At 57.5% G+C, this 11,968-nt stretch carries 8 protein-coding genes and 2 pseudogenes; 2 read left to right on the top strand and 8 right to left on the bottom strand.

Annotation, left to right across the window (positions count from 1 at the left end; genetic code table 11):
- Positions 1–33: 33 nt before the first annotated feature.
- From ACI7M0_RS01220 to ACI7M0_RS01190, 7 genes and pseudogenes are all read right to left on the bottom strand, one after another.
- On the bottom strand, positions 34–1,374 hold the full coding sequence (locus ACI7M0_RS01220) for an SH3 domain-containing protein (protein ID WP_129933800.1): 1,341 nt from the start codon (positions 1,372–1,374) through the stop codon (positions 34–36).
- Between the two features lie 182 nt (positions 1,375–1,556).
- On the bottom strand, positions 1,557–3,350 hold the full coding sequence (locus ACI7M0_RS01215; RefSeq protein ID WP_085691978.1) for an ATP-dependent endonuclease: 1,794 nt from the start codon (positions 3,348–3,350) through the stop codon (positions 1,557–1,559).
- A 1,264-nt stretch (positions 3,351–4,614) separates the two neighbouring features.
- Positions 4,615–5,066, bottom strand: a pseudogene (locus ACI7M0_RS01210) (DUF2442 domain-containing protein).
- Positions 5,054–5,284 (bottom strand): annotated as a pseudogene (locus ACI7M0_RS01205) (DUF4160 domain-containing protein). The pseudogenes ACI7M0_RS01210 and ACI7M0_RS01205 overlap by 13 nt, the downstream one beginning before the upstream one ends.
- 73 nt (positions 5,285–5,357) lie before the next feature.
- Positions 5,358–6,221, bottom strand: a complete 864-nt coding sequence (locus ACI7M0_RS01200; RefSeq protein ID WP_129934056.1) for an IS3 family transposase — start codon at positions 6,219–6,221, stop codon at positions 5,358–5,360.
- The gene (locus tag ACI7M0_RS01195; protein WP_129934057.1) at positions 6,218–6,511 is read right to left on the bottom strand and encodes a transposase; all 294 of its coding nucleotides are present in this window, start codon (positions 6,509–6,511) and stop codon (positions 6,218–6,220) included. The genes ACI7M0_RS01200 and ACI7M0_RS01195 overlap by 4 nt, the downstream gene beginning before the upstream one ends.
- Positions 6,512–6,647: 136 nt before the next feature.
- Positions 6,648–8,258 carry a diguanylate cyclase gene (locus ACI7M0_RS01190; RefSeq protein ID WP_129933581.1) on the bottom strand — a complete coding sequence of 537 codons (1,611 nt, stop codon included), beginning with the start codon at positions 8,256–8,258 and terminating at the stop codon, positions 6,648–6,650.
- A 180-nt stretch (positions 8,259–8,438) separates the two neighbouring features.
- Here ACI7M0_RS01190 and ACI7M0_RS01185 point away from each other — a divergent pair, with 180 nt between their 5' ends.
- Positions 8,439–8,645, top strand: a complete 207-nt coding sequence (locus ACI7M0_RS01185) for a DUF3079 domain-containing protein (RefSeq protein WP_014860378.1) — start codon at positions 8,439–8,441, stop codon at positions 8,643–8,645.
- 164 nt (positions 8,646–8,809) lie between these two features.
- Here ACI7M0_RS01185 and ACI7M0_RS01180 read toward each other — a convergent pair whose 3' ends face one another.
- Positions 8,810–11,107: a TonB-dependent siderophore receptor gene (locus tag ACI7M0_RS01180; protein WP_129933565.1), complete on the bottom strand. Its 2,298-nt coding sequence runs from the start codon at positions 11,105–11,107 to the stop codon at positions 8,810–8,812.
- A gap of 140 nt (positions 11,108–11,247) precedes the next feature.
- Here ACI7M0_RS01180 and ACI7M0_RS01175 point away from each other — a divergent pair, with 140 nt between their 5' ends.
- Positions 11,248–11,967, top strand: a complete 720-nt coding sequence (locus ACI7M0_RS01175) for a response regulator (protein WP_060545248.1) — start codon at positions 11,248–11,250, stop codon at positions 11,965–11,967.
- Position 11,968 lies beyond the last annotated feature (1 nt).

Genomic DNA, 11,968 nt, shown 5'->3' with positions numbered 1-11,968 from the left:
AAAAGCATCCACTTACTTCTCTTGAAGCTGGATCTACTTCCTGATTTTTTTTAGAAACTTAGTAGATACATACCCGTCTATTAGAAATCCTTCATGCTCATATCTGACGTAGAGCCAAGTACGGTCTTCCTTCCCCAAGACAACTACAGGAGCATATTTGGGCAGGGTTAAAATCACATCCGATTTCATCCCGGGTGCTACTCTCAGCCGAACGCTAGAACCCGTGACAAGACGAACATCTCCCGGCTTGCCAGCGAGGTTGGAGCTTATGAAACGCCTTAGGTTGGCGAAAGAATGCGTTTGCGGCATGCGTGCATTTATATCTACCAAGCCCGTTTGTATGGCCTCCCAATTAGCCAGCACAGTCAACATCGGCGCGATGCAAATCAGCCATAAATACAATAGCCAAGTAGGTATCTCAGAAAATTTTCGCCCCGTACTAGTGTCGGGATATATTTCTACGGTAAACAATTCTGCCGTCGATACCGTATTTTCAGTGCCAGCAACAACTGTGCCCGGCCTGCCCGCTGATCCGTGTACATCTTCGTTCTTATTAGAGCGAGCGACAAGCTCGCCTACCAGAACGTCGAAAGTCAGACTTGCAGGTAGCGTCTGTTGAGCGAACCGGCTCAAATGAATGTTGTTACTCCAAGCTTTGGCCTGTTCAGCGATTTGCTTCAGTTGTGCACTGTCACCGAAAGCCTTAGCCTGTTCGGCGATCTGCTTCAGCTGAGCGCTGCCACCGAAAGCCCTGGCCTGTTCAGCGATCTGCTTCAGTTGAGCACTGTCACCGAAAGCCTTAGCCTGTTCGGCGATCTGCTTCAGTTGAGCGCTGCCACCGAAAGCCCCGGCCTGTTCAGCGATCTCCTTCAGTTGAGCACTGTCACCGAAAGCCTTAGCCTGCTCGGCGATCTGCCTCAGTTGAGCGCTGCCAACGAAAGCCCTGGCCTGTTCAGCGATCTGTTTCAGTTGAGCGCTGCCAACGAAAGCCCTGGCCTGTTCAGCGATCTGTTTCAGTTGAGCGCTGCCATCGAAAGCCCTGGCCTGTTCAGCGATCTGTTTCAGTTGAACGCTGCCATCGAAAGCCCTGGCCTGTTCAGCGATCTGTTTCAGTTGGGCGCTGCTGCCGAAAGCCTTGGCCTGTTCAGCGATCTGTTTCAATTGAGCGCTGCCATCGAAAGCCCTGGCCTGTTCAGCGAACTGCTTCAGTTGAGCGCTGTCACCGAAAGCATTGACCTGTTCAGCGAGCTGCTTCAGTTGAGAGCTGTCACCGAAAACCTTGGCCTGTTTAGCGAGCTGCCTCATCTGATCACCGCTAATGGGGTCACCATTTGAGCCTGAGGGAGATGTACGCTCATCGACCATTTCGTTCATGCCAAGTCGCTCGTTGGGAGTCGTAAGAGCCTACGGTATCGCAGATCATTCATTTTTCGTAGACGGATATAAAGTGTCCGCTATGGGTCAGAAGCGGCTGGTCGTGAATGACCGCTATCGACCCTTAGCTGCCGGTGGACAAAGGCAGCAATTGGCCAGGAGCAGACGTTCGTCCAAGCCCCTCAAATCAATGGAGCGTAGACATTGGTTAACAGTTTTTTGAGCTGTTCTGGAACACCGTCCCAGCCTTCTCCCCAGTCAAGAGTACGCTTGTAGGCATTGAAAGGTTTTTCAGAACTTGGCGCGGCGTAACCCAGGAAGTCTTCGATGCACTCCTCTAGAAGGATCAGCTTTTCGTCATTACCCACTGCAAGCCTGATCGGCTCGTTAAATTTCTCCGCCCCTTCGGTACCTTTGTCGCGGTCATGAATGACAAAGAAGTCCACATTGAGTGCGCTCAGGTACTTAACCAATCCAATAATTGAGGCTTTACCTCTAGCCTTGACTATTTCGCTTCCCGAAAGGACTAGTGATTTCGTTTCCGGGGGCATTCTGCGAATGGCCTCTTTGATGACGACCTCTTCTGTATCACCTTCGACAACCAGTACCAGACGGGTGAAGAAGATCCGCGACACGTGATCGTCAAGCTTGATAAGCATTTTGACCTGATCCTTATCATTACTTTGCAGCTTGACGAACTCCTCGGATACCGAAAATGGAAGGACGCTGGTGTGCCCTTTTTCGTATTGAAAGCGATTGAGGACCTGCTTGGGTTTGCGGGAAAGGTCGATCAGGTAGGGAGAGTGAGTGGTGGCAACTATCTGAGAGTTCTGATCGGACAAGTCATAAATAAGATCCCGCATCTGGTTAGCAGCACTCGGATGCAGGTAAATCTCTGGTTCTTCAAAGCCGATAATGAGTCCGCGCTCATCGTTACCTTCGCGTCGTTTCAGCCATTGCTGCCTAAACCGCAGCAGCCCGAACACCGCAGCGCGAACCATGCCAGTACCCTGGTTGGCGACACTTGTGCGTATGTTGCTGGACATTTCAATTGCGAACGTAGGGACGAGTGCATCTGGGCTTGAGAGATCAGCTGCTGCGTAAATACGAGACTCTGGGAAGACTCCGCCAAGGACAGTGTTCAACTCCCCCATCATCTTGCCAAACTCTGAGCCAGCATCGCTTGGGTCAAGCTCTTTGGCAAGCAGGCTTAGGCATGCTTGGGCATCTTTGTAATTGGCGGAGCTTTCACGCACATCCTTGAACAGCTCGTGCAGAATCTTCTGCAGCACACCACTTTTCTGATCAATTTCGTGGGATGCTGCATCCGCAGGGATAATGAGGATGGAAGGGAGTTTAGAGAGAACGACGCTACCAATGCCGCCTGGATTAAGTGCCCACTCCTCTTCTTCATTGGTTTCCCACAATTCGTCGATGAGTTCGAGTTTATCTCGGTCGCTAGCGGAAATTTTCTTGTCTAATACGGAGAAGGTCTCGGCGATCAGTTCTGGAGGGGCCCCGGCGGCGATAAAGTCGGCAGGCTTCTGTAGATCTGCAAACTCTGGTTTCATCGTTCGTTTAAGCGTCTTCAACTCGATCTTGACATCTTCGAGTACCTTGTACGTTTTTCGATAGAAAATGCTCTTCCCAGTCTCTCCGGTGTCTTGCGGATCATACGAGAAAATGCGACCCTTGAAGCCACGCCACGTGGAAGCGGTGTCAGGGACATTTCTGAACTCCGCCTCTAGGACGACAGTGTCGCAAGTGATTTTCGTCTCGCCTGTTTCTTCATCTAGCTCAGAGCAGAAACATTCGGTATCCATACGCTTGCTGTTAGACAGCAGCCATCCAATGGCTTTGAGCACTGAGCTCTTCCCCGCATTGTTAGCGCCAATCAGAAAGGTCGCATTACCAAACTCTATTTCAGCAGTGTGCAAGCGTTTGAAACCTTTAATCGAAAGCCTATGAAGACGCATAATTCTCTTCCTTGACCGATTTATGAGCTGGTCGTAATGCTTCTCAATATGTATGGCGCGTTAAGTTTTTTCACCGAGATGGCCAAACGATGGCAACCATAGACCAGAGTTTTAGGGGTGTCGAGAACTGGAGGTGAAGCGACTAGACTCTGAGTATTTCTGGAGATTTCTAGAATCAAGAGGGGAACGATCGCATTTGGCCGGTAGCTGCCTTCCGCCAATGACCGCTATGGGCCGATAGCGGTCGTCTGGAAAAGTCTGCTTCGAGGCAGTTCGTGCCCCTTCCTGTCTTCAGCAGCAGACGTCCTCTCGCTAGCAGCAATCGAGAAGGCCCCCAAATTCCCCGATTCGATTCCACAGAAAGCCATAACTAGCTGATTTTTTTATAGATACCCTTTGAGGTACGTCAAAAAATCCACCAAATTCCAGTCCCGCCAAAATCGGGGCCTCACAGCCAACAACCGTTCGTCTGGTGCCGCACCATACGCAGTATCAAGAAAGGCTCACCGAAAGGTGGGCCTTTTTTGTTTTCGGCTAAGATGTATGACTCAAATGGCGGACCCCCCAGCCTTGCGCAAGACGTTGCGCATTCAGCTACGGCGCTCTCAAAGGCGTTCCGGCGAAACCCTCCGCAGCGGTTTGCGTTCGGCCTTTTTTCCATGTTCCCCACTAACTGCTGCGAATTCGCAAGTTTACTGCTGGCGTGGTTTCTGTGTGAGAAGCACGAGGGCAGTGCCATCGACGTGGTAACGGGTGAGTTGAAGGTAGATACGGAGCAACGGCACATCTAGCTGAGGCTCGAAGGGCACAATCTGGATATCACCGCTGACCAATTCGATGCAGTCCTCCCTCACACGCTCATCACCCAACCCGGGGGTGGCATGAGAGATACACGGTGACTCACACGACGCCATTCCAAAGAGATTTTCACGAAGACTACGGGGATGATTGCAGGCAAGACATCATCGACGACTATAGAACCTTGGCACATAACGCACGGGCGCAGTTCAAAACGTCGGAAATGAGCTTGCTAACGCTACGAGACAACCGTCGTGACGACTCGGCAGTAGGGCGGCCTCATCAATCCCAAAGCGACACCCCGTGGCTCTTCCAGGCTGCACCGTCGCGCAGAGTAAAACGTTCACAAGCACGCCGCGTCTTGTGTAGGAGCGGCCTTGTGTCGCGATGGCCGCAAAGCGGCCCCGGCAATCTCAGGCCAGAATAGCGAAAGCTCAAGCCCTCCGACAGGACTCAAAAAGCCCTGTCAGGCGGCTTTCCGCTCCAAACTCTCCCAACCCAGGCAAGCCAGCGCCAATGTGCGTGGTACCGCTTCACGACCACTGCTGTAGCGGCTGATGCTGCGGGCGCGACTCCCAGCGCTTCGGCAGCCTGGTCGAGCGTCATCCGGTGCCGCAAGCGCCAGCGAATGAAAACTCGGGTGTTTTCATCAGGTGCGTTCTGGGCAAGCGCGTCCAGTAGCAGGGTATCCGCACCAATCTGAATATCCAGCGCTGGCCACTCCACCGACCATCCTCCGTCACCCAATACGACGCCTTCAAACGCTTTTCGCTTGGACAGTGGCGCCAATCCAGGATACGTCTTGAGCGCATCACTCATATCCAGGGTGAAATGCTGACCATTGGTAAAGGTAAGCTCAAGGCTAGCGCCCGATCGGGGCTGTACACCCTTCAGACGGGGACGTTTCATCGATGCCATTTCATCCACTCCTTCAACAAATCGGCCTGATGGGCCGCGACCCAGGCCAGGGCTTATTGCACCACTTTCGCAGGCGCCCTGCCTTGGCTAACAGTCACAGATTCCAGACTGATCACCACATCCACCCCACCGCCCGTAAGGTGAACGTGGGGTGGTAGATGATCCCTTTCCCTTGGCTCGATGCGGTACTTGTCGCGAAATCGGTATTTGGTAGACATGGCATGACCGTATCGCCAATTTGGCGATACGGTAACTGGGCCTGTCCCGTGACAACGGACGCCAAGAGGCTGGCTATTGAGCCGCCTTTCTCAAGCCTTTTGCATATTCGTTCGGTGAACGATAGCCCAGTGCTGAGTGCAGTCGACTGCTGTTGTAAAACCCGTGGATGTAGTTTGCGATCGCCAGGTGCGCCTGCTGCTTGCTGGGGTAAACCCGGCAGGCCTCTTCTCGCTTCAACGTGGCAAAGAAGCTCTCAGCCACGGCGTTATCCCAACAATTTCCCTTCCGGCTCATGCTCTGCGTGAAGCCTTTCTTGGCCAGAGCGAAGCGAAATTTGCTGCTTGCATACTGACGCCCCTGATCGGAGTGGAAAACAACACCGTAGAGGCCAAGGCACGCGTTCCAAGCGTTGATGAAGGCTCGCTCAACCAAGTCGTCCGGCATCCGATCCGCCAAGCTGTAACCCAGCACTTGGCGCGTCTGAATGCTCAATACCACTGCCAGATACAACCATCCCTCTTTGGTGGCGATGTAGGTGATATCGCTGACCCAGGTGGGCGTGGCGCTGCTCACGGAAAACTGTCGGGCCAGCACATTGTCCGCTACGGGTAGGTAGTGGTGGCTATCAGTCGTACAGGGTTTGAAACCGCCTTTGCATTTGCCTTGAATATGTTCCTCGTGCATCAGCCGACCTATCCGCTTATGACCCACTGCATGTGCCTGCCGGCGCAAAGCTTCGACCAACCGTGGTCGGCCATATGTATTCCGGCTGGCCGCGTAGGCCTTGTGCAAATCAACGCGAATCTGAGCGTCTCGATCTGGACGGCCCTGGCGATGCTGATAGTCGTAAAATCCCGAAACTGAGACACCCATCACCCGGCACAGCAATCGCACCGGGAATTGAGCCCGTTCACTAGCGACGAAGGCGTATCTCACCTGGACTCTTTGGCAAAGAATACCGCCGCCTTTTTTAGGATTTCGCGCTCCAGCTTGAGTTCAGCATTCTCGGCCCTGAGCCGCGCCAGTTCGCTGTCGTCTTTACTGACAGGGCGTCGGTCGGGGGAGCTTAACGCGTGTCCTTTGCGAGACGCATCAACCCAGTTATCCAGCGTCTTTACGGGAATCTCGAGTTGCCGGGCGGCTTCGGTTCTTCCTACCGTTTGCGCCAAGGCAACGGCTTGGATTTTGAACTCATCGGTGTAGTTACGGTAGGTTCGAGTGGACATGACAACCTCCAAGAGAACGATTCAAGTATCGCCTCTTGGCGTCCGTTGTCACGGGGCAAGCCCACCGACCGGCTGTGAAGTTACCCAGAGAACTCTCACCGAAAGGTGGGTGCCGTTATGCCCGCCCTCACCCCTCTCAAACCCTCCGCAACCCCCGCCGCACCTCTTTATCGGCATACATCAACTGATCCGCCGCTTTAAGCGCGGCCTGCAGCGAAGTCGCAGCGGGATCAACACTCGTAATACCAAAACTCGCACCCGCGTAATCGAACCGGAAGTCGTCAAACTCGTAGCTACCAATCAGCAGCGGCACCAGCCGTCTGCGCATCGCTGCGGCAGTTTTGGCCATTTCGTCCGGGTTGATCGAAGCGGTCAAGCCGATCACAACGAACTCGTCACCACCCCAGCGCCCAAGTTCATCCGTTGCCCGCAACCCTCCCTGCAAGCGCCGGCTGCCTTCGATCAGGAACTTGTCCCCCACCTCGTGCCCGTAGGTGTCGTTGATCGCCTTGAATTCGTCGAGGTCGATAAATGCCACCAGCACCCCCTGCCCCGTTCGCTTCGCCAACGCGAAATGCCGATGCAAGGCAGCCAGGATCGCACGCCGGTTCTTCAACCCGGTCAGCGCGTCATAGTTGGCTGCATAGCGTTCTTCCTGGCGGCGCAAAAGCATCTGCCCGGCCACACGGCTGGAGAGCAAAATCAAGATCAACCCGAGCGCTGCCACAGAGGCTCCGGTCCAGTAGTACTGCTGACGCATCGGCTGCAGGTGATCAAGCTTTGCCAGCGTCAGCAGCTGATATTGCGCGTCGTTCAGGGGCTGGCGATGCACCAGATAAGGGTGCCCGCCAATCAGCCATTGATCGGCCTGAGCCGCGGCTGCCACTGCGCGGATATCCATGGGCTCGCCCGGCTCTTCGTCGCCATCCAGAGGCCTGCGAATATCGGGCGGGAGCAGTGCCGCCACGTTACGCAGCATGAAGGGTTCGCTGGACGCGGTGGTCACGCGCCCCTGCCGGTTCACAATCAAGGCAATGTGACGCCCTGTCAGGTAAAGGGCGATGTCCGGGGCATCGAACTTGACCGTGACAGAGCCGAGTGGCTTGCCATCAGCATCGTCGATGCGGCTAGCAACGAAATAGGAGGGGGTTTTGTTCAGGCGGGCAATGCCGAACATTTCACCACTGCCGGTGCGCAATGCGTCAAGGAGGTAGGCCCTGCCCGTATAGATCTGGCCAACGATGCTGAATGACTCCGCCCAGTTGCTGGCCGTCACCGTATCGTCTGAGAGGTTGTTCATGTAGATGCGGGCATAGTGAAGATCACTGGCCAATCTATCCATGAAATCACCCACGCTTCGCACCAGCGGGTCACGGGTGAATTTCGAAGCGCGCTCCTCACGCGTGAGTGCCGCGAAGCCAGGCGGATCATGGCGATATCGGGCAGCGAGTTGGATCACCTCGCTTTGACGGGCCACCATGTTGGCCACGCTGGCCATCTCGGTGAACAGGCGGTCTACGACTCGCCCCGTGATCTGGGCTTCGTATTCGGCGCCTGCCGCCAGGTTGTCGAGTTCTTCTGCCGTAAGGCGCTGCGCTACCCACCCGCTCAGGCTTGCCACAAGTGCCAACCAGACGACCACAACGCCTAGCGTCACCCGGCGCACGATGGATGGAATGTCCCTGCGTTGCCGCCGTTGCGACGGATCGTAACTCACGCCGCGCTTGCCGGTTGAATGGTGCACCAGAGCAACTCCTTTTGCGATACAGCAATGTGCATCATCGACCCTGCGATACCCCGCCAAGGCGAGGCTCGCTAGATTGTAAGACATTCACCTCAGTGGATCGCCAATGGATTGATGGCGGTCAAACGACGGGCTGGGCGAGGAGTTTACGTTCAGAACAGGCAGCCCTGAGGGAGGATGAGCATGGCCAAGAGATTCCCCACAAACCCTCGCCACCCCGAGCGTATCTGCTGGGGTTGCGACCTGTACTGCCCTGCCAAGGCGCTAGCCTGTGGTAATGGCGCAGACCGGACCATGCATCCGGTGGAGCTGTTTGGCGAGGATTGGGATAGCTTCGAGGGCCAGCTGGAGAAGCCGGTTGATCCAGGGCAAGCGGTAGAGCCCAGGTAAGAAAGGGCCGCTTGGCGGCCCAGCGCAGGCCTTGAACCCAGCGCTGGTTCCGTGTGCGGGCGTGCCCGCGACGCTGGCGATGCGGTTGCAGGCACCGGCTGCGCCGGTGTTCGCGGGTGAACCCGCTCCTACAGGTACAGCGCCAGGCCTTGTGGAAGGGCTGATCAGAACGCGGTGCTTACCGTCAACGACAGGTTACGCGGGTCACCATAAATCGCCCCGGCATAGAACCCGTATTGGGTGTAGTAGTGCTTGTCGAACAGGTTGTTGGCGTTGAGGCTGACGCTGGTGTCGTCGGTCAGCTGGTACTTGGCCATGGCATTCCAGATGGCATAACCGGACCAGTTCACGTCAGTGGCACCATTGCTCACACCGTTCGTGGGCTGGCCAGCCGGGCTGGAGATGGCGCGGATGTTGGTCTGCGCAGTCACGCCGGCGCCCAGGGTCAGGCGGTCGAGCGGGCCGCTCAGGCGGTAGGTGGTGGAGGCCTTGAACAGGTGCGACGGGTCGCTGCGGCCGTCGCTGTCGACGCGGCGGAAGTGCAGGTAGGTGTAACCGGCGTAGACGTTCCAGTTGGGGGTCAGGGCGCCTGCGACTTCCAGGTCGATACCGTCGGTTTCCTGCCCGGAGCCGGCCTTGTAGGCACTGCCGCCGGTCGGGGTGGTCCGGTCGCCATCCAGCACGGCCTTGTTTTCCTGCTTGGTGCGGAAGTACGCCGCCGAGGCGTTCAGGCGGCCATCGAACCACTCACCCTTGACACCTGTCTCGTAGCTTTGCCCACGAATCGGCTCGACCTTGCTGCCGCTGCTGGTTTCAGACGTTTGCGGCGTGAAGATATCGGTGTAGCTGGCGTATACCGAGTAGTTGTCATTGAGGTCATACACCGCGCCCAGGTAGGGGGTGACGATGCCGTTTTCTTCCTGGCTGCTGCGCTCGCCGGCCACGCTGCGGGTGACCGAGGAATAGTTGCTGGTGCGCACGCCCACGATTACCGATAGCGGGTCGGTGATGCTCAGGCGGGTGGCGGCGTACATGCCCTGCAGACGGGTGGTGGTCTTGCTGTGAAGGCCGGTGCGCGAGGCGATGAGGTCGTAGTCGTCATCCACGCCATTGTGCCAGTCGGTCACCGGGAAGCCGTTGTTGGCGCGGAACTGGCAACCCAGTGCAGGCGCGCTGGTCATGCCGTCGCCGACCATGGTGCAGGTGTACTGAGGCGACCAGCCGACGGTGCGGCTGTCGTTGTAGCCGACCATGGCCTGGTGGGTGCGGCCAAACAGCTGGAACGGGCCGGACAGGTCGATTTGCGCCGACTGCTGGGTGGTGTCGCTGGAGCTGTGCAAACCGTTCAGCACGGCGCCGCTGCCGTCCTGGTCCCAATAGCCACCGTAGCTGCCGCGCCCAGCTGAGTTCACCTTGGCAAGGCCGCGATGGTTCAGGGCTTCGGTGGTGGCTTGGGCGGCTTTCAGGTCCAGGGTCCAGTCGTTGTCGAAGCGGTGCTCGAGCGAACCGAACGCAGTGCGGGTGGTGTACTCGCCAAAGCTCCAGCTGGGCACCACGTTGGTGCTGCGCGGCAAGTCGGTCTTGCTGCCGTTGCGGTACCAGATCGGGATGTTCGCGCCCCAGCCGCCGCCCACGACCTTGTTGTATTCATACTGGTAACCGGCGCCGAGGGTGGTGGCGTCGTCCAGGTCGAACTCGAAATTGGCCAACGCGGCGCGGGAGCGCTCGGACTGGTTATCGCGGAACGAGTTGGCATCCTGCTGGGTCATCACGAAGCGCGAACGCAGGCGGCCATCTTCGGACAGAGGCAGGTTCAAGTCAGCACCCAGACGACGCTTGTCCCAGCTGCCGTAAGTGGCATAGGCACTGCCGCCGAAGGTTTTGGTCGGTGCCTTGCGGATCAGGTTGACGGTGGCCGAGGGGTCGCCGGTGCCGCCCAGCAGGCCGTTGGCGCCGCGTACGATGTCGATGCGTTCGTACAGGTCCATGTTCAGCGCATTGCCGCTGCCACTGAAATCGGAGCCGCCCTGGGTCTGCAGGCCATCAACCTTCCAGTTGCTGATCGAGTAACCACGCGCGCGGTAGTCGGTGCGCCCACCCACCTCGGACTTGTTGGCCGTTACGCCTGGGGCGGTTTCCAATGCCTGCTCGATGGTATGGATGTCGCGGTCATCCATCTGCTGGCGCGTGATGGTGGTAACCGATTGCGGTGTCTGCCGTGGCGTCAGTGCCAGGCCAGTGGAGCTGCGGGTGCTCTCGACCGTGTAGCCCAACTGGCCGGCCTCGTCGGCAGGCAGTACTGCGCTGTCTTCGATCTGTGTGGCGTCGAGTTCAAGGGGTTTGCCGTCGGCAGCCACTGCACCACCGCTGATGGCGACGGCGACGCAGAAGGCCAGCGGCTTGAGGCAATTGCCGCTTTGACTGAAGGGGGTGAACACTGGCGTGATGCTTTGGGGATTCATTTGGGAAGGCTTCGTATTTGCAGATGATTTTTTGTTAGGATTCTAGGGATCAGCCCTCCGGGCTCCAGACCCGACATGTACGGGGATGTAATTGAACGTAACGAGCGCCACCGGCCCTCACCGAACAGGTGTTTTTCTGCATGAGCACGACCCTGCTGGTTGTCGATGATGACGACGAGATCCGCGAACTTCTTTGTGATTACCTGACCGATGCCGGCTACAACGTACTGGCGGCAGCCGACGGTCAACAGATGCGCGACCAGCTGGCCCGGCACAAAGTGGAGCTGGTGGTGCTCGACCTGATGCTGCCGGGCGAGGACGGCCTTAGCCTGTGCAGGCAGTTGCAGGCCACACCAGGGTTGGCAGTGATCATGCTGTCAGCCAAGGGCAGCACACTGGACCGCATCATCGGCCTGGAAGTAGGCGCCGACGACTATCTGGCCAAGCCCTTCGAACCACGCGAACTGATCGCCCGGATCAAAGCCGTACTGCGTCGTCCGCAACGCCTGGGCACCTCTGCCGAAGAACCCGTGGTGGACGCCCAGCTGTTCGCAGGCTTTCGCCTGGAACACGTCAAGCGCCTGCTCACCCGCCCGGATGGCGAGACCCTGACCCTGCCGCGCTCCGACTACCGCGTGCTGCGCGAACTGCTGGAAGCCAACAACCGAGTGGTCTCCCGTGACCAACTGACCCGCAGCGCGTTCGGCCGCGATCACCTGCCCGACGACCGCTCGGTGGACATGTGTGTCAGCCGCCTGCGCCAGCAGCTGCGCCGGGCGCCGGCGGGCACCGCGCAAATCCTGACCATCCGCAACGAAGGCTACCTGCTGAGTCTCGCCCCCCTCGCGGCCGGTGCCTGAC

The organism is Pseudomonas sp. 10(2024), assembly GCF_045164175.1.
In the GTDB taxonomy this organism is placed as follows: Bacteria; Pseudomonadota; Gammaproteobacteria; order Pseudomonadales; family Pseudomonadaceae; genus Aquipseudomonas; species Aquipseudomonas alloputida.
This window is presented reverse-complemented; position numbering and strand designations above follow the sequence as displayed.

Coding starts and splice junctions, on each gene's coding strand:
- ACI7M0_RS01220 (WP_129933800.1), bottom strand. CDS start 1,374: ATGAACGAAATGGTCGATGAGCGTACATCTCCCTCAGGCTCAAATGGT.
- ACI7M0_RS01215 (WP_085691978.1), bottom strand. CDS start 3,350: ATGCGTCTTCATAGGCTTTCGATTAAAGGTTTCAAACGCTTGCACACT.
- ACI7M0_RS01195 (WP_129934057.1), bottom strand. CDS start 6,511: ATGTCCACTCGAACCTACCGTAACTACACCGATGAGTTCAAAATCCAA.
- ACI7M0_RS01185 (WP_014860378.1), top strand. CDS start 8,439: ATGGCCAAGAGATTCCCCACAAACCCTCGCCACCCCGAGCGTATCTGC.
- ACI7M0_RS01180 (WP_129933565.1), bottom strand. CDS start 11,107: ATGAATCCCCAAAGCATCACGCCAGTGTTCACCCCCTTCAGTCAAAGC.
- ACI7M0_RS01175 (WP_060545248.1), top strand. CDS start 11,248: ATGAGCACGACCCTGCTGGTTGTCGATGATGACGACGAGATCCGCGAA.